Origin of the sequence: Litchfieldia stipae, assembly GCF_014837155.1 — a bacterium.
Classification (GTDB): domain Bacteria; phylum Bacillota; class Bacilli; order Bacillales; family Bacillaceae_L; genus Litchfieldia.
Window position 1 is genome coordinate 327404 of the sequence record NZ_JACYHA010000003.1, and the last position, 17888, is coordinate 345291.

Genomic DNA, 17888 nt, shown 5'->3' on the forward strand with positions numbered 1-17888 from the left:
CGTTTGAGGAGGTGTTTCATAATGAGTGCAGGTACAGGCGCTGGATATGGAGCAGGTTTTGCTTTGATTGTTGTTTTATTTATTCTTTTAATCATTGTAGGTTCTGCTTACGTAGGTTACGGATACTAATATAGATAAATTCTCAAGAAAAACCACTTGATGAAGGCAAATTTCATCAAGTGGTTTTCAATGTTAGAAGTACTATCTCTCACTTTATTTTTTCTTCCCATCAAAAAACTTACTGAATTTCTTCATTTCTTCATCTTCGCTAGGCTGTAGATGTAATGGATTGTTCTCTGGATTCACATCACTTCGAACTCCCATCTGATTACTTTCAGTTGCCATGGAATCATTAATAACTCCCTCATATTTGCCATCATTATTAGGATTATGCTCATGTAGACCTTCTCTTCTCATTTATCATACACCTCCTAATCTTAACGTTTGTGTATTAACAAAATTTATGTATAGTTATTACTATAAGAAACACTTGATTGTTAAAAAACATGTAAAAAGGTGGTGTCTCATTTGTTTAAGGAATTTTATGTTTTTGATGGTGCAATTCCTAAAAAAGCGATTATTCGAAACTATACCGTTGATGACTTTGATGAATTAATACGTGTCCAACAGGAGAGTTTTCCTCCCCCATTCCCTTCTGAACTCTGGTGGAACAAACAACAATTACAGAATCACGTTACATTATTTCCAGAAGGAGCACTATGTGTTGAGATAGAAGGAGTTATTTGTGGATCGATGACAGGCTTAAGAGTTGATTTTGATCCAGAACATCCTAACCATACATGGGAGCAAATAACGGACAATGGATATATCAGTAATCATGTAGATACTGGTAATACATTATATATCGTCGATATATGTGTGAGCCCTAAATATCGAACCTATGGTCTTGGTAAATGGTTGATGCAATCCATGTACGAGGTAGTTGTTCATTTAGGAATTGATCGTTTGCTCGGTGGTGGTCGTATCTCAGGCTATCATAGATATGCAGATTCATTATCAGCCGACCACTACATAGAGAAGGTGCTCTCAGGTGAGCTTAAGGATCCTGTTATTACGTTTTTACTTCGTTGTGGCAGAAGCCCTGTTCATTTAATTGACAATTATTTAGAAGATGATGAGTCACATAACTATGGGTTATTAATGGAATGGAAGAATCCCTTCCTTGAACAAAAATAATTACAAAAAAAATCAGACCCAATTTGGATCTGATTTTTTCTATAGAATTAAAGATTTTTTTGAACAAATTCAACTACTTCTTCAGTTGTACCAAATGATAGAATTTGTTCTTTCAAGCTTGAAGCTTTTTCTTTTGAAAGCTTCTTAAGCTGAGAACGAGCAGGTAGGATAGAAGTTGCACTCATGCTGAACTCATCTAAACCAAGGCTTAAAAGAATTGGAATCGCAATTGGATCTCCGGCCATTTCTCCACACATACCAGCCCATTTGCCTTCTTTGTGAGCTGCATCAATGACTGTACTAATTAAACGTAAGATTGATGGATTGTATGGTTGGTAAAGATAAGAAACTCGTTCATTCATACGATCTGCTGCCATTGTGTATTGAATTAAATCATTTGTACCAATACTGAAGAAATCAACTTCTTTCGCAAATTGGTCAGCAATTACAGCAGTTGATGGAATTTCAACCATGATTCCAATTTCTATCTCCTCAGATACTTCAACTCCACTTGCCTTAAGCTTCTCTTTCTCATCTAAAAGAATCTCTTTAGCTTGGCGGAATTCTCCTAAAGTCGCAATCATCGGGAACATAATTTTCAAATTCCCATAAGTACTTGCTCGTAATAAAGCACGTAATTGTGTACGGAAAATGTCTTGCTCTTCTAAGCAAAGACGTATTGCTCTAAATCCTAGGAATGGGTTTAATTCCTTAGGAAGATGAAGGTAAGGAAGCTCTTTATCTCCACCGATATCTAATGTTCTTACAACTACTGGCTTACCTTCCATACGTTCAAGTACAGCTTTGTAAGCTTCGAATTGTTCTTCTTCAGTAGGAAGTTGATCTCTTCCCATATACAGGAATTCTGTACGGTAAAGACCTACTCCTTCACCACCGTTAGCTAATACACCTTTTACATCATCTGGTGTACCAATATTAGCAGCTAATTCTACATGATGATCATCACTTGTTACAGTTGGTTCATTAACAAGCTTAGCCCACTCAGCTTTTTGAGCATCATATTGTTCTTTTTTTGCTTTGTACTCTGCAATTGTTTCTTCACTTGGGTCTACAATCACTTCACCATCAAGTCCATCAACAATCACAAATACTCCATTTTGAATATCAGAAGTAACAGATTTTGTACCTACTACAGCAGGTATTTCCATTGAACGCGCCATAATCGCTGAATGTGACGTACGACCACCAATATCAGTAGTAAATCCACGAACAAAGTCACGATTTAGTTGCGCTGTATCAGATGGAGTTAAATCTTCAGCAATAATAATTACTTCTTCTGAAATCATGCTAGGATTTGAAATCTTCACACCTAATAGATGTGCTAACACACGTTTTGTAACATCTTTAATATCTGCTGCACGTTCTTTCATATATTCGTTATCCATTGATTCGAACATTTGAATAAACATTGTTGCCGTTTCATTTAATGAGAATTCAGCATTCACATTCTCATTCTTAATGCGATCCTTAATCGGATTAATTAATTCTGGATCACTTAACACAAGAAGATGAGCAGCAAAGATTGCTGCTTTATCTTCTCCTAAATCTTGATTAGCTTTTTCTTTAATTACTTCAAGTTCTTGCTTGGCTGTTTCCAGTGCATCGACAAAGCGCTGGATTTCTTCTTCCGGGTTAGTAATTGACTGTTTAACAACTGTTAAATCAGGATTCTCTAACCGATAAGCTTTTGCAAATGCAATTCCTGCTGATGCGGCAATACCTTTAATAATTGTTGACATAACTTACAATCCTTCGCTTTTGAAAGTTTCTTCAATTGCTGCTAATGCTTCCTCTGCATCAGCACCTTCAGCTACTACTTTAATTTCTGCTCCATGACCAATTCCAAGTGACATTACACCCATAATTGATTTTAAGTTTACTGAACGACCATTGAATTCTAAATTAATATCTGAATTGAATTTCCCTGCTGCTTGAACTAAAGCCGTAGCTGGACGAGCATGGATCCCTGATTCACTAGTTACTTTAAATGTTTTTTCTGCCATTTTTCATTCTCTCCTTTTGTTTTAGAAACTTATTTATTTGATGGTAATGATATTTTCTTCACTTAGATTTACATTACCTTCTTTATTAATAATGACTTCTTGACCACTCTTAAGATTTGTAAATACGATTGGTGTGATAATTGATGTCGCATTTTTCTCAACGAAATCAAGATCTACCTTAAGTAATGGTTGTCCCTTTGTTACTTTATCGCCTTGAGATACAAGTGTCTCAAATCCTTCACCCTTTAAGTTAACTGTATCAATACCAAAATGGATAAGAATTTCGCGACCTGTTGGTGTTTCAATCCCAATTGCGTGTTTAGTTGGGAATAGGTTAACAATTGTTCCATCTGCTGGTGAAACAACAGTTCCTTCTTCTGGTAAAATTGCAAAACCATCTCCCATCATTTTCCCAGCAAATACTTGGTCTGGTACTTCTGTGATAGGTAAGATTTTCCCTTTAATTGGTGCTACTAATTCATCATTTTCATCAACGTTATTCTGCATTTCTTCTGGAACAACATCTTCAATTTGTTCTTTCACTTCTGTATTTGGAGAAACCACTGTAGGAACAGGCGTCTTACCATCCATAATGTCCTTGATTTGTGATTTTAATGTATCAGATTTAGGTCCAAATATCGCTTGAATATTGTTTCCTACTTCCAACACTCCAGATGCACCCAGTTGCTTCAGGCGATTCTTGTCAACATTTTTACTATCATTTACTGATACTCTAAGTCTTGTGATACATGCATCAAGGTGTGCAATATTTTCTTTTCCACCCATTGCTTGTAGTACGTTGAACGGAAGCTCACTAACTTGTCCAGTGCTAACTGTTTCCGCTCCTTCTTGTACATCTTCACGACCAGGAGTTTTTAAGTTAAACTTTCTGATTGCAAATCGGAAACCAAAATAGTAAATAAGTGAGAAGACAAGACCTACTGGAATGACTAACCACCAAGCAGTTCTATTTGGTAGAACTCCGAATAGAATATAATCGATTACCCCACCAGAGAATGTCATACCAATTTTAACATTTAGAATATCCATAACCATAAATGATAATCCAGCGAATACCGCATGGATAGCAAATAGAATCGGAGCTACGAATAAGAATGAGAATTCTAATGGCTCAGTAATACCTGTTAAGAATGAAGTTAATGCCGCTGAACCCATGATTCCTGCAACAAGCTTCTTTTGTTCTGGACGAGCTTCATGATAAATCGCTAATGCTGCTGCAGGAAGACCGAACATCATGAATGGGAATTTACCAGTCATAAAGGTTCCAGCAGTAAATTCAGCACCGTCTCTTAACTGTGCCATAAAAATACGTTGATCTCCACGGAATGTTTCTCCAGCTGCGTTTGTCCATTGTCCAAACTCATACCAAATTGGAGAATAGAAAATGTGATGTAAACCAAATGGAATTAATGAACGTTCAATTAGTCCAAAGACAAATGCTGAAACTGTTCGATTTGCATCAATAATATAGTATGAGAAATGATTTAGGCCTGTTTGAATTGGTGGCCAAATGAAAACAAGTGCAATTCCAACAAGTACAGCTGAAACAGCCGTGATAATTGGTACAAAGCGCTTTCCTGCAAAGAACCCTAAATATGCAGGTAGTTCCATCTTGAAATATTTATTGTACATGGTGGCTGCTAAAATACCTATGATGATACCACCAAATACGCCAGTTTGAATAGTTGGAATACCTAGAACTGTAGCATATGCTGCTGAATTCTCAGCTACCATTTCTGGTGTTACGCCGATAATAGCACCCATTGTAACATTCATAATCAGGTATCCAATGATTGCAGCTAATGCTGCTACCCCTTCTCCTCCAGCTAAACCAACAGCAACCCCTACTGCAAATAGAACAGGAAGATTTGCAAAGACAATATCTCCAGCTTGCTCCATTACTGTAGCAATTAACACGATCCAATCATTAGCTAAGAATGGTAGACGTGCGACAGAATCAGGGTTTTTCATTGCATTACCAAATGCCAGAAGAAGTCCGGCTGCTGGTAAAAGAGCAACAGGTAACATTAAGGCTTTACCAACCTTTTGTAATGTACCGAATAAATTCTTAAACATAACAAGTAATCCTCCTAATAAATTTGTGATTTCAACAAACCTTGTTAACCGTTTACACATTTTGGAAATCAAAAAAGGCATGAGGAAGTGATGATCAAATCGTATAAGGATAGAGTACCCTTAATACTAAAATTAAATCATCAAATTCACTCATGCCTGATCGAATCAGTAACACGTAAATTTAATACGCTTATTCAGATTTATTAACCAACCGTTGTAAATGCATCGTTAAGTAAACTGCCTCTGCATCATAAACAGGTAACTTTAATGTTTGTTGCATCACTTTAATGACTTTCCACGACAGATTATAACATATAGGATATTCTTCCTTCAACACTAAAGCTAATTTTTCTGGTTCTTTCACATTTTCGCCATTTTTTACTCGTTCAATTGTATAGCGTAAATGTCGAATTAAACGTAAATAATGAAGACCTTCTTTGTCAATTTTGACTTTTAATCCTGTTTCGATAAGAATAATCAATGTATTTATAAGCTGTGAGTGTTTATTAATTTCTGATAGTTCTTTATTAACAATTGCACTATGAATATGTAAAGCGATAAAACCCACTTCACCTTCAGGCATCATAATCCCAGTCTTTTCAGAAATGATCTTAACAACTTCCCCAGCTATTTTATATTCATGGGGATACAATGATTTTGTCTCAATCAAAAATGGATTCGTCACTTTTAATCCTTGTTGAATACGTTTTAGAGCAAATGAAATATGATCAGTTAACGCAACATGTATATGTTCATTTAAAGTCACATCTACTGATTCATTAATATGATGGATCACTTCATTCATCACTTCAATTGTTTTTTCATCAAGATGAGTCACTAGCTTCTTGTACTGCTCCTGCTCTTTCTCATCTTCCAAAATAAACACTTTTTCAGCCGATGTAGGAGTAATTTGATCCCCACTCTTTTTATTGAAGCCGATTCCTTTTCCGATTAGAACGACTTCCTTATATGATGTATGAGTAGCAATAAGCACATTATTATTTAATATTTTTTTTATTAAAAAGGACTCTTCCAACGAATCCTCACTCCTTTTAGGTAAGCGTTACGAATAGTTGAACCTAATAAATATTACAAGTAGTGTGTCTTACAGTCAATATAAATGATTTAACTGGAATCAGCTTCCTACAACTACAATTTTTTTAGAATCTGATTCTCAAAATCTTGACTAGATAATGGTTTTGAAAAGTAAAAACCTTGTATTTCAACACAACCAAGCTTTGTTATCAAGTTTAATTGCTCATTTGTCTCTACACCTTCTGCAATTACTTTGAGTTTCAAATGCTTCGCCATTGAGATGATCGTCGAGACAATAGCCTCATTTTTATACATTTCTTGAATAAAAGATTTATCAATCTTCAAACGGTCAATTGGTAATCTGTGTAGATATCCTAAGGAGCTATAACCTGTACCAAAATCATCCATACTTACTTCTATACCTAATTCTCGTAATTTGTTAAGTGTATTTTGTGTTCCTGCTTCATTGTGCATCATGGTAGATTCTGTAATTTCAATTTCTAACCAATTCGCCTCTATCCCTTTTTTGGAAGTCATATGTGAGATTCGCTCAAAAAGATCACCTTGATAAAAATGCATATGTGATATATTAATAGAAACACGACCAAAGTCTTCCATTGATCGTTTCCAATTCCTTAATTGTTCACACACCGAATCTAATACCCATTCCTCAAGTTGGATAATTAACCCTGTTTCTTCCGCTAATTTAATAAATTCACCGGGAGAAACCAACCCTAACTTAGGATGATTCCACCGTACTAAAGCTTCTGCCCCAAGCACCTTTTTCGTTTCCGCATGATACTTTGGTTGATAATAGATAGTAAGTTCGTTATTAACAATTGCCCTTCTCAAATCATTCTCGAGCTGTATTTTTTCAATCGTTTTGTCATTCATATCTTTATTATAGAACCTGAAATCATTTGCTCCGTTTTCTTTCGCTTCATACATCGCTATATCAGCAAACTTAACAAGTGACTCGAGGCTATTTGTATGTTTCGGATAAATGGCTATTCCAATACTCGCAGTCACAAGGCAGTCGTGTGTTTTAACCTTGAGTGGTTTTTGGAACTCCTTTACAATGCGTTTAGCTAATAATATGAAATCTTCATTTCCTTGTTCGTAGGGTACGATTAGAGAAAATTCATCTCCACCCATCCTAGCAATAAAGCCATGCTCTGGCATAATTTTCTTCAGGCGCTTTTTAATTTCTACTAGCACTTGGTCACCAAAAGCATGACCAAATAAATCGTTAATTCTTTTAAATCGATCAAAATCAATATTCATTATGGCAAATGTCCTACCCTGATTTTTCAATTGATACAATTTTTTCGTATATAACCTTCGATTAGGAAGCGTTGTTAATTCATCATGATATGCTAAAAAATGTATGGTTCTTTGCGCTTCTTCACTATCTGTTACATCTTTTACAATATGATAAAATCCAATAATTTCTTTTTTTAAGTAGATAGGGATTGAAGTGATTTTTACAAATGCCAAATGACTATTTTTGGTTATCAAACGAATCTCAAGTGTATTTTCTTTACCTTCTACCTTGTTTTGAAAGAACCTTATATATTCCTTTACATCATCTCTTTTAATTAATCTTGAAAAAAACATACCAAGTAGCTCTTTTCGTTTATAAAACGTCATTTGTATTGCTACTTTATTAACACTTATAATTCTGCCATTTAAATCAATTGCGAAGACAGCATCTGGATTATGATTAAATAAGGATTTAAAATGCTCTCGGTTAACCTGTAGCTTCTTTTCACTTTCAATTAATCGGTTATGACCTAGAAAATCCGGAAGTGAGATAAGGATTAGATTAATAAAAAGTGTCGTAATAATGATGATAAGTCGAAATTCATCCAATTGAACATCTGAGATCAAATGGATTCCTACCATTGAACTTAAATATAAATAATAGATTCCCACTATTGATATTCCTGAAAGCACAATCCCGACAATTCCCCAGCCTTGAGCAATCGTATCTTTTCCACTTTCCTCCAGCTGTGTTTTAAATCGGAGAATAGAGAATGCCAACGCGATCGTCAAAAGTGATGCAATACTGAGGTTCAATAACTGTATCTGAACATGACTTTCCACTAAAAGGTATAACACACCAGAAAACTTTATGACTGTGGTTAATGTGATAAATAAACTTGTTATGATATTTTTAAATGGGATGATGAAATTAATTTTGGTCAATTTCAGAAATCCAAAGAACGTTATCATATTCAAAATAATAAACCATCCAATTGAAATAAATAAATCTTCCATTTGTAGATTTACATTTACAACAAGAAGCATTGATAAGTTGGAAATTGTAAAAATGATCGATACTAATAAAAAAATCATTCGATTGGAAAGAGGAAGTGGGATTAATCTACGATTCCGGTAAAAATTGCTTCCTACTGCAAAATATAAACCAATGCTAGTAAATAACATTGAGTTTAAAACGAAAATATAATGAAGATTCATTAAGTCAAATCGATCGAACAACAGAAAACCTCCTTGGCAGGACACCACTACAGTTCAAATTCTCTACTTCTCTTGTAACATAATAAAATTATAATAGATAAATATAACTATAGCTACTACATTATTCAACAGATATTTACAACCTTTGACCTTAAACAAGTCGTATAAATAATTGGCATACATACAAATCCCTACAATTCTAATACTATAAATAACAAGAGTTAATTGGAGGTCTTATTCATGCCATTAGTACATCTTTCTGACCAAACAAAGCTCTATTATGAAGTACACGGTAAGGGTCAGCCCATCTTGTTTGTTCATCCCCCCGGTATGGGATTAGTCACTTTTAAACAGCAGCTCCCTCTTGCCAAAAACTATCAGGTAATTACCTTTGATATGAGAGGAAATGGAAAGAGTAAGACGATAAACGAAGATATATCGATTAAGTTACTTGCACAGGACATTACTGAGTTATTAAATCATCTACATTTGAATGAAATCGTCATTTGTGGTTACTCCAATGGGGGTTCAATCGCATTAGAATTCGCTCTTTCCAATCCAGATAGAGTTTCAGCTATTATCTTATTGGGTGGATTCCCAGAGGTAAATACGTTCCTGTTACATTCTGAATTTCTATTAGGCATTTACACTGTAAAGATGGGTGGATTGCCTTTATTAGCAAAAGTTCTGGCTAAATCACATGGAAAAAGCAAGGAATATAAGAAGGAAATTGAGAATTATGTCTTACAATCAAACCCAAAAATTCTCTATAAAATGTACATCGAAGGATTAAATTATAACTGTACTAAGAGACTATCTTCCATTTCCTCTCCAGTTTTACTTGTAGATGGATCTCGTGATTTTTATTTACATAAATATCAAAAACAGCTTAAAAACCATATTAAAAACTCTTCTAAAGTTTATATTTCCAAAGCAAGGCATCAATTACCTACACAACATGCCGATGAATTGAACCAAATAATTGAGGGGTTTATGAAATCTTTACTTACAAAAAAGCCTATTCCATACTCCGAGTAACTAAGGAGTATGAATAGACTTTTTATAGTCATTCTATTTTTTTAAACGTCGAAGTTCTGCTTTAAGCTGCTTCACTATTTCTTCACACAACTGACTTTCAGATTCTGACAAGATTGATTCACCATAACGGACTTTTTCATACGCCTCAACTAGTTGGTTATTTAAAAACTGATTTCTTGCTAACCATTCTTCTACTGTTTCAGAGTGAAGTCTGCCTTTTCCTTTTTTTGCAGACAATAATTCTAAATCTAATATTAACTTTCTTACTTTTTCAATTGGGTACGTTCTTTTCCTTTGTGCATTCTTAGAAGTTGTTTGTTTAGCATTTCCTACTGTCATTTCATACATTCCCTCTTGGTCAACAGCTGGTTCTGCTATATATTTTCTCTTAGCCAGGAAGAAGATGATAACAGCTAAAATAATAAGTCCAATTATTGATAAGACAGTCCAGATATTTATATTAGAAAGAAACTTAAAGTAATCTTGTATGGGAGTAAGGTCTTCTAATGCTCCAGCAAAACCCACACCATCCTCCTGTTCACCTTGTTGATTACGCTTAAAATCGGCATTTTCCACTGCATTAAATAATGGGACTGATGCAGCATATAGTGCTTTTCCAGTAAGTGAAAAAAAGAGTGACAAGAGATTTTTCACTAGAAATGGTAAGCCCACTGCTAGGAGAAGTGCAGAAACGACTAATCCCGCAAACATTCCGAAGAGCGAGCCAGAATGTTTGGCAATTGCGCCATGTTCCTCCGAAAACGTATTATTGATAAATCCAACTAACATCTTACTTATCATCATCCATAATAACTGTGTAATCAATAAATAAAGGATGAGATCACTATAAATATACCCTTGAACGACAGCCCCAAGGTAGATGAGAAAGCCTATCCCTAAGCTGAGGAATAACAGCCAAAAATCAGAAAGCTTCGTATCCTTCCTAAAGTGACCCACAATTCTCCAGCATATGAAGGCTGATAAAAACAAGCATATTCCAAAGCTTAAGCCAAGTTTACTCCCTAGGAACGATAGAACTGGGACAAACAACATCAAGACGACATACGGCGTATTTGATTTCATTAGAGACAATATGAAGGAGAAAACCAAACCACCTCCTACTGTGATCACTAGAAATGGCAGCAATGGTGGAATTACCTCTGTATGAAAATAAAACAGAACAAGAAAGACATATAGGAAAATAATTTCCATCACATACAAATAGAATCGAGAAAAAAACTGATTATATCGCATGAGAGTCCACCGCCCCTTTAGAAAGACTAAAGCTAGTAAGCACGACTGCATCATCATGTTCAATCATTTGATAGCAATCCACACCATTTTTCCTAAAGTTCGCTGCAATCCGCTCATAATTCTGTTCTACATTACCGCAAATAACAACATATGGTGATAATTGAAATTGTCTCCCAGTACTATATAGCATTTGTGAAAATGGAATCGTCACACTATGCTTACTTAGTCTAGCGATGATCTCTAACGCTCTTTGCAAATGGTCTCGCCCTGTGCCAATTGGATGATGAATAAAAGGAATCTTCCCAGCCTTCCTCACATTGATAAATAATTCAAAAGGGATGCTTCGAATCGTCGCATATTCTAACAAATAGGTGAGCCCACTTAATAATTCTTCAAACTTAGCTTCTCTGACATTAATAAAAATGGTCCATGAAAACTGTGAGGTCCGTTCATATATTTTTGTTTGTAATGAGTTGGTTTTAGCTGATGCTTTCCAATGAACACGATTAAATGGGTCTGTAGGTACATACCCTCTTGCTCCAACCAAAGCTGACATATCCTCGAAATAGGACTGTTTCATTGGATACTCACCAATGTTTTTAGGGACAATTCGATTTATTCCTCCAATGGTTTGTGGAGAAGAATAGACTACCGTTTCAAGATTAAAGGGTTGATCATATTTTAAATACACATCTCCAAATCCAAACAAATGAGGAATACGAATTTCCAAAGTTCTTATTTTAGCTACGCCTCTTTCAATCGCTTGAAAAGGAAAACGAACACTTACTGATTGCTTTTTGAGTAAAGATAGAGGAAGTTCAATTTCAGTTTGTTCATGATTAATCATCTTTCGTTCATGCTCAAACTGCAGAACACTATCAATTGTCATCCTTACTCTTGCACCAAGAATTGGATAAAAACCATGTTGAATAAAGGTAATTGAAAATTCATCCTTTTCACCTTTAAAAAGTTTAATTAAATCTTTATCAACATTTACAGTTAAACGATTGGCTACTCGTCTTAAATATAATTGATTCATATAGGTAAATAACAAGAATAATAAACCAATCATGACAAGAAACACATTAGACCCTATGATACCGGAAATAAGAATAATGATAGACAATCCAATCGTAAACGAAATTTCATTTCCTAGAGAAATTTGTCTTTTCCAGTTCATTACTTTACAGCTCCTGCCTCAACTGGTACAGATACAGTGGATAGAATTTCTTTTATCACCTGTTTATTTGTCTTCTTTAATGACCCTTCCATTGTTAATACCAATCGATGTGGTAGAACGAACGGAGCCATATATTTAATATCCTCTGGTGTGACATAATCACGGCCAAGGATGTAAGCTCTTCCTTGAACAGCCTTCATCAGAGCAAGTGTACCACGAGGACTGACTCCTACCTCTACATCCTGACTCTTTCTAGTTGCCTGTACTAAACGGACTAAATAATCCTCTACATCAACACTGATTTTCACATCCTGAACATCCTTTTGCATTTGTTCAATTTGTTCCTTTGTAAAGACAGCCGAAATGTTCTCAATAGGATTACCTGTTCGATGAGTTTTCATCATTTCTTTTTCTTCCTCAAAGGAAGGATAACCTAGGTCAAGTTGAACAAAGAAACGATCCATTTGAGCTTCAGGTAGTGGGAATGTTCCTTGCTGAGATTCAATTGGATTTTGAGTTGCTATGACAATAAATGGACTTGGGAGCTTTAATGTTTCTCCATCAATGGTCACTTGACGTTCCTCCATCACTTCTAGAAGGCTTGATTGAGTTCTTGGCGTTGCACGATTAATTTCATCAGCTAATAGAATATTCGTCATGACCGGTCCTGGACGAAGTTGAAAATCCTGCTCCTTTGGATTAAAGAATTGAATACCAGTTACATCACTTGGTAGGACATCAGGGGTGAACTGGATTCTTTTAAAAGTCGCACTGATGGAAGCAGCAAAGCTTTTTGCCAGCATGGTTTTACCAGTTCCAGGTACACTTTCTAGTAAAATATGCCCCTTGTTAATCAAGGCATTTAGAACTAATTCTATGACACTCTCTTTTCCAATGAGAACTTGTCCTATATTTTGCTTAATTGCTTCTACTTCTGAATGTATACTCATCATACTCTCCCCTTTAATCTGTTAATTTTTAATTATAACAATTTTCCTACAATAATTTACATTAGTCAATCTAGTTCATACGTATTTCCTGCAAAAATCAAAAAAAGATGACAAACGTCACCTTTTATACTCATCCCTCGATTCAATATTTAGTTATCGTATATAGGTAAAGAGATTTTCACCACTGTTCCTTGACCTATTTCACTTGAAATATCCATTCTTCCCTTGTGCTCATGAATGATTTTGTTACTAATTGTTAATCCTAGTCCCATTCCTTTTTCTTTTAACGTAAAGAATGGTTCTCCTATTCGATCTAGTCTTTCTTGTGGTATTCCAGCTCCTGTATCCTTAATAAAGATCTCTATTTCGTCATTGTTTTTCTCAATAATTATAATAATTTTTCCACCCTTAGGCATTGCATCAATTGAATTTTTTATAATATTAATAAAGACCTGTATTAACTGATTACTATCACCATATAAGGTCGGATTGTCGATTTTATTTATCACTTCTATATCAATACCATATAATAAAGCTTCATGTGATGTTAGTTTCAATACATGATCAATCAAGCTTTTCAATTTGAATGGATTAAAAATCTTCATCTGTGGCTTAGATAGGACAAGCATTTCACTTACAATTTGATTTATCCTTTCAAGCTCAGTTAGGACAATATCAAAATGCTCTTGTGGTATTGATTTAGTTTCCTTCATTAACTGTACAAAGCCTTTGATTGATGTTAATGGATTGCGAATCTCATGAGCTATACCGGCTGCTAATTCACCAACAACTGATAACTTCTCTTTTCGAAGCAGCATTGTTTCAGCAGCCTTTTGCTGTGTAATATCTCTACCAATTGTAAGTAATCCTTTTCGATTATGCGATTCATCATATAATGGAACCTTAATGACATCAAATGTCATTATCTCTCCGCTCATTACATCAAAAGATTCCTCACATCGCGTTAGAATACCAGCATTCCATGCGTTATTATCTGATTCTATACTGTATAGGAACACCTCTTTAAAGAACGGAACCATTTCTGCTAATTCTTCATCTGTTTTTCCCACGTAATCCACGTTCTCAAGTGAATATAGCGCTTTTCCAAAATCGTTAACCTTTAACCATCTACCCTTCCCATCTTTGAAGCTTACAAAATCAGGCATAGAATTGATTAAAATTGACAATTCATTTTCTTTTTCCTCAGCTTCCTTATGTGCTTTATGTTTTTTTATAATAAAATGAATCAAAATTGTTGTGACTACCGCAAATATTAATCCTTTTGCATACTGTAAATATTCAAACAATAAAGTAGAATGTCCAATTTTATTTATAAGTAAATCTGTTGAAAAAATCCACAATAAGCTAATAAACAAATAAATGAGAGCTGTATATTTTGTCAGAAAATCCATTATTTCACCTACTAATTTTCTTATGACGATAAGAAAGAATCTTTCCCTTGTACAAACCAATTATTTACATTACGTTTATAATCCCCTTTTACTCTAAACTCTATTACACAAATCAAAGATCAAAAAGCTAATCATCATCTGTTATAACACAAAGTTGACAAAAGGAAAAAGAAATAGTACAATTACTAATCGTTGTCCCTAAAACAAAAACGTAATGTAACATTTCATATATAATTATTTCAAATTAGAATTTGGCATTCCACTCAAAGTATTGAGATGAGCTTATTCACACTGGATCGGCTTCGGAGCCGTGAGGACGAAAGAGAGGTAGGGCTTTCGTTGTTTAAGGATTTCAAGTAGCTACCAAGGAACATTACCGCGGCCATTTGGTAATGATAATGTATTACATTTACGGATTTAATTCGTGTCTCATAAAACAAGGTTGTTTTCCAAAAGTTTGTTGTTTTTAGCTGTACATTATTTAAAAGATATAATTCTAGCAGACTGAATGCACGGAGACTCCCGTGGGATGCGTGAGCCAAAGTGAGACCCCGCAGGAGCCAGCGACGAGGAGGCTCACCGCTCACCCCACAGGACGCGGAGTGTATTCAGGCTGCGACTTTTAAAAGCAACAATTTATACGAAAACAGCCTAAAACAAAAAGAAGTCCTATTAGTTCTCACACTTTTAGGACTTCTTTTTTGTATGTCGGAACAAAAAAGAGAACAGCTTTTTATTTCGAGTATGGAAATAATACATTTAACGTGATAAAATTTTATTATTCCAATAAGAAAGGCAGTCATATTATGATTTTCAAAAAAATAAGACAAATAATATTTACATTTTTCATCGCAGCCCTAGGTGCTTTCAGTTTTAATTATTTCTCCCTTCCAATCCCTTGGATTCTTGGACCTCTTTCATTTATTCTAATTACAAAGCTCATATCAAAGAAAAACACTCAACTCCCCCCAGCCTTCAGAGATGTCGGGTTAATGATTATTGGAATCTATTTTGGATTATCATTTACGACAACAACTTTAGAAACCATCATTCCCTACATGATCCCTTTCTTACTTTCTACAATATTATTACTGACAGTTAGCATCCTTTTAAGTATTTTTATTACTAAATTTATTGAATTAGATCCAATCACAAGTGTATTCGGGTCAATCCCAGGCGGGTTGTCAGAGATGGTTGCAGCAAGTGAATCTCTTTCAGCAAATTCTGCTATGGTAACGATTCTCCAAACGATTAGACTGTTAACAGTTGTATTTACAATACCCTTTTTGGTCCTTCATATGTTCTCTAATACTCCAGCATCTTCTGAAGCTGCTGTTTCCAGCCTTCATATAGTTGGGGGTATTCACTATCTATGGTTTTTACTTGCCATGTTTGTTGGGTGGTTAATTAGAAATCATTTTCCTGCTGCACATGTACTCGGTCCACTTATTGTGATTGCAAGCTTAAGTGTCTTTGGTGTATCATTGCCACCACTTTCGCCAAATGTACTAATAGCAGCTCAAATAACGGTCGGAATAAGTATGGGGAACAAGATTTTAATTAGAGATTTGAAGCTTGCGGGCAAATATGGAGGCTATTACTTTGTACTATCATTGGTGTTAATCCTTACATCATTTGGGATTGGATACTTATTTTCTTCCCTGTCCAGTCTTTCTTTGTCGACAGCAATCTTAAGCTTAGCACCTGGTGGTATGGTTGAAATGGTATTAACCGCTAAAAGTATTGGTGCTGATTCAGCCGTCGTAAGTGCTCTACAGTTAATTCGACTATTATTTATTATCTTGGTTGTACCTAGCTTTCTTAAATTTATTTTTAGTAAATCAAAAAGCAAAGGCACGATTGTTAACAATAGTGCCGGAGTATAAGATATAACTCCCAATATTTTCAGCTTCTTGGGTAATACTAAATAATATATATCCTATTCATTTGGAATTGAGTGATCGAAGTGAAACATGTAACAAAAGTATTTGGCAGTAGAATATTAAAAACTGGACTTGCAGTATTTATTACCGCATTAATATGCAATGTCCTAAATCTTCCTTCCATATTTGCTGTCGTTACAGCAATCGTGACAATAGAACCCACTGTATCTGATTCAATCAGAAAAGGAATCGTAAGGCTACCAGCCTCAGCAATTGGGGCAGGGATTTCAATGACATGTGCAGCTATCCTTGGTGATGTACCACTTACTTATACGATATCAACAATATGTACGATCTTTTTATGTCACAAACTCAAGCTTGATGCTGGGATTTTAGTTGCTACTTTAACAGCTGTGACCATGATCCCCTTTACTCCAGACCATTTTTTATATGCTTTTTTCGCAAGATTAGGTACTACAACCATCGGTCTATTCGTTTCAACTATGGTCAATCTCCTTATCCTACCACCTGATTATTCGAAAAAAATCACTGATAATATAAAAAATGGATTTCAAGAGTGTGCCTCACTACTTTCCACCCATTCATCTGCCCTTGTAAAAGGTATGGTTAGCTTTGAGGAACTTAATCATCAACTTGATATAATAGAGCAACAGATTAAAGACACATTACAACTTTGCAACTATAAAAGAGAAGAATGGAAATATCACCGTTGTACAAAGAAAGAAGAAAGACTTTATCTATATGAGTTCACCCATTTAAAAGCATTAAAAAAAATTCACAATCATCTTCAAAATCTATTTTCAGTCGCAAATGATCGTGGGTATTGGAACGAAAAAGACGAGGTAAAAATCATCACAGCCATCAAAGTACTTTCTAGCATTATCAGAACTCCATATAACAATGAAGCTAAAAGTCATCCAATGTTAGTCCAGGAAATAGAAAAGCTTTTCTTTGAAGAAAAATCACATTCACCCCAGCATCAGTCCGACTTTCCTAGTAGTAGATTGACGCCAGAAACAATCATATTATACGAAGTACTGGCTATCAACGAAATAGTAACAGAATTAAACAAGGTTACTATACACACAAATTCAATCGAGCACGAACGAAAGTTACAATCAATGTAAAAAAAAGAGACTTCCATCTGTAGCTTGGAAGTCTCTGAAATAGGAGAGTTAATTAAAAAATTAACATCTTAGGTGACCCAACCATTATTTCATCTTCTTTATCTCCTAATAATCCTTTAGTTAGATTAACCAAATCAATTTAATGCTAGCTAAAACGACTATTACTAAGAAGAAGAGTGTTAGTTCCGT

Annotated in this window: 15 protein-coding genes; 5 read left to right on the forward strand and 10 right to left on the reverse strand. The window is 34.9% G+C overall.

Annotation, left to right across the window (positions count from 1 at the left end):
• Positions 1-21 precede the first annotated feature (21 nt).
• Positions 22-129 (forward strand): YjcZ family sporulation protein, encoded by a 108-nt coding sequence (locus tag F7888_RS05800; protein ID WP_191778118.1) that lies wholly within the window; start codon positions 22-24, stop codon positions 127-129.
• 84 nt (positions 130-213) lie between these two features.
• Here F7888_RS05800 and F7888_RS05805 read toward each other — a convergent pair whose 3' ends face one another.
• Positions 214-417 (reverse strand): hypothetical protein, encoded by a 204-nt coding sequence (locus tag F7888_RS05805; RefSeq protein WP_191778120.1) that lies wholly within the window; start codon positions 415-417, stop codon positions 214-216.
• A gap of 111 nt (positions 418-528) precedes the next feature.
• Between F7888_RS05805 and F7888_RS05810 the strand changes: the two genes are divergently transcribed.
• The gene (locus tag F7888_RS05810) at positions 529-1197 is read left to right on the forward strand and encodes a GNAT family N-acetyltransferase (RefSeq protein WP_191778122.1); all 669 of its coding nucleotides are present in this window, start codon (positions 529-531) and stop codon (positions 1195-1197) included.
• A gap of 47 nt (positions 1198-1244) precedes the next feature.
• Here the strand turns inward: F7888_RS05810 and ptsP are convergent, their stop codons facing one another.
• From ptsP to F7888_RS05835, 5 genes are all read right to left on the reverse strand, one after another.
• Positions 1245-2957, reverse strand: coding sequence for a phosphoenolpyruvate--protein phosphotransferase (gene ptsP, locus F7888_RS05815; RefSeq protein ID WP_191778124.1), 1713 nt, complete (start codon positions 2955-2957; stop codon positions 1245-1247).
• A 3-nt stretch (positions 2958-2960) separates the two neighbouring features.
• Complete coding sequence (locus tag F7888_RS05820) at positions 2961-3221, reverse strand: phosphocarrier protein HPr (protein ID WP_191778125.1); 261 nt, start codon at positions 3219-3221, stop codon at positions 2961-2963.
• A 33-nt stretch (positions 3222-3254) separates the two neighbouring features.
• Positions 3255-5318 carry a glucose-specific PTS transporter subunit IIBC gene (ptsG, locus tag F7888_RS05825; RefSeq protein WP_191778127.1) on the reverse strand — a complete coding sequence of 688 codons (2064 nt, stop codon included), beginning with the start codon at positions 5316-5318 and terminating at the stop codon, positions 3255-3257.
• A gap of 190 nt (positions 5319-5508) precedes the next feature.
• Positions 5509-6354, reverse strand: coding sequence for a glucose PTS transporter transcription antiterminator GlcT (glcT, locus tag F7888_RS05830; RefSeq protein ID WP_191778129.1), 846 nt, complete (start codon positions 6352-6354; stop codon positions 5509-5511).
• 113 nt (positions 6355-6467) lie between these two features.
• A complete protein-coding gene (locus F7888_RS05835) occupies positions 6468-8855 on the reverse strand; it encodes a putative bifunctional diguanylate cyclase/phosphodiesterase (RefSeq protein ID WP_191778132.1) in 2388 nt (795 codons plus the stop codon).
• A 219-nt stretch (positions 8856-9074) separates the two neighbouring features.
• Between F7888_RS05835 and F7888_RS05840 the strand changes: the two genes are divergently transcribed.
• Positions 9075-9872 carry an alpha/beta fold hydrolase gene (locus tag F7888_RS05840; RefSeq protein WP_191778134.1) on the forward strand — a complete coding sequence of 266 codons (798 nt, stop codon included), beginning with the start codon at positions 9075-9077 and terminating at the stop codon, positions 9870-9872.
• Positions 9873-9905: 33 nt separating this feature from the next.
• Here the strand turns inward: F7888_RS05840 and F7888_RS05845 are convergent, their stop codons facing one another.
• The 4 genes from F7888_RS05845 to F7888_RS05860 form a co-directional block, all read right to left on the reverse strand.
• The gene (locus F7888_RS05845) at positions 9906-11126 is read right to left on the reverse strand and encodes a hypothetical protein (protein WP_191778136.1); all 1221 of its coding nucleotides are present in this window, start codon (positions 11124-11126) and stop codon (positions 9906-9908) included.
• On the reverse strand, positions 11116-12306 hold the full coding sequence (locus F7888_RS05850; protein ID WP_191778138.1) for a DUF58 domain-containing protein: 1191 nt from the start codon (positions 12304-12306) through the stop codon (positions 11116-11118). The genes F7888_RS05845 and F7888_RS05850 overlap by 11 nt, the downstream gene beginning before the upstream one ends.
• A complete protein-coding gene (locus F7888_RS05855; RefSeq protein WP_191778140.1) occupies positions 12306-13256 on the reverse strand; it encodes an AAA family ATPase in 951 nt (316 codons plus the stop codon). The genes F7888_RS05850 and F7888_RS05855 overlap by 1 nt, the downstream gene beginning before the upstream one ends.
• 149 nt (positions 13257-13405) lie before the next feature.
• Complete coding sequence (locus tag F7888_RS05860) at positions 13406-14668, reverse strand: ATP-binding protein (protein WP_191778142.1); 1263 nt, start codon at positions 14666-14668, stop codon at positions 13406-13408.
• A gap of 806 nt (positions 14669-15474) precedes the next feature.
• Between F7888_RS05860 and F7888_RS05865 the strand changes: the two genes are divergently transcribed.
• The gene (locus F7888_RS05865; protein ID WP_191778144.1) at positions 15475-16554 is read left to right on the forward strand and encodes an AbrB family transcriptional regulator; all 1080 of its coding nucleotides are present in this window, start codon (positions 15475-15477) and stop codon (positions 16552-16554) included.
• 80 nt (positions 16555-16634) lie between these two features.
• The gene (locus tag F7888_RS05870; RefSeq protein ID WP_191778146.1) at positions 16635-17699 is read left to right on the forward strand and encodes an FUSC family protein; all 1065 of its coding nucleotides are present in this window, start codon (positions 16635-16637) and stop codon (positions 17697-17699) included.
• Positions 17700-17888 lie beyond the last annotated feature (189 nt).

Coding starts and splice junctions, on each gene's coding strand:
- ptsG (WP_191778127.1), bottom strand. CDS start 5,318: ATGTTTAAGAATTTATTCGGTACATTACAAAAGGTTGGTAAAGCCTTA.
- F7888_RS05850 (WP_191778138.1), bottom strand. CDS start 12,306: ATGAACTGGAAAAGACAAATTTCTCTAGGAAATGAAATTTCGTTTACG.
- F7888_RS05840 (WP_191778134.1), top strand. CDS start 9,075: ATGCCATTAGTACATCTTTCTGACCAAACAAAGCTCTATTATGAAGTA.
- F7888_RS05860 (WP_191778142.1), bottom strand. CDS start 14,668: ATGGATTTTCTGACAAAATATACAGCTCTCATTTATTTGTTTATTAGC.
- F7888_RS05845 (WP_191778136.1), bottom strand. CDS start 11,126: ATGCGATATAATCAGTTTTTTTCTCGATTCTATTTGTATGTGATGGAA.
- F7888_RS05800 (WP_191778118.1), top strand. CDS start 22: ATGAGTGCAGGTACAGGCGCTGGATATGGAGCAGGTTTTGCTTTGATT.
- F7888_RS05865 (WP_191778144.1), top strand. CDS start 15,475: ATGATTTTCAAAAAAATAAGACAAATAATATTTACATTTTTCATCGCA.
- F7888_RS05855 (WP_191778140.1), bottom strand. CDS start 13,256: ATGAGTATACATTCAGAAGTAGAAGCAATTAAGCAAAATATAGGACAA.
- ptsP (WP_191778124.1), bottom strand. CDS start 2,957: ATGTCAACAATTATTAAAGGTATTGCCGCATCAGCAGGAATTGCATTT.
- F7888_RS05820 (WP_191778125.1), bottom strand. CDS start 3,221: ATGGCAGAAAAAACATTTAAAGTAACTAGTGAATCAGGGATCCATGCT.
- F7888_RS05805 (WP_191778120.1), bottom strand. CDS start 417: ATGAGAAGAGAAGGTCTACATGAGCATAATCCTAATAATGATGGCAAA.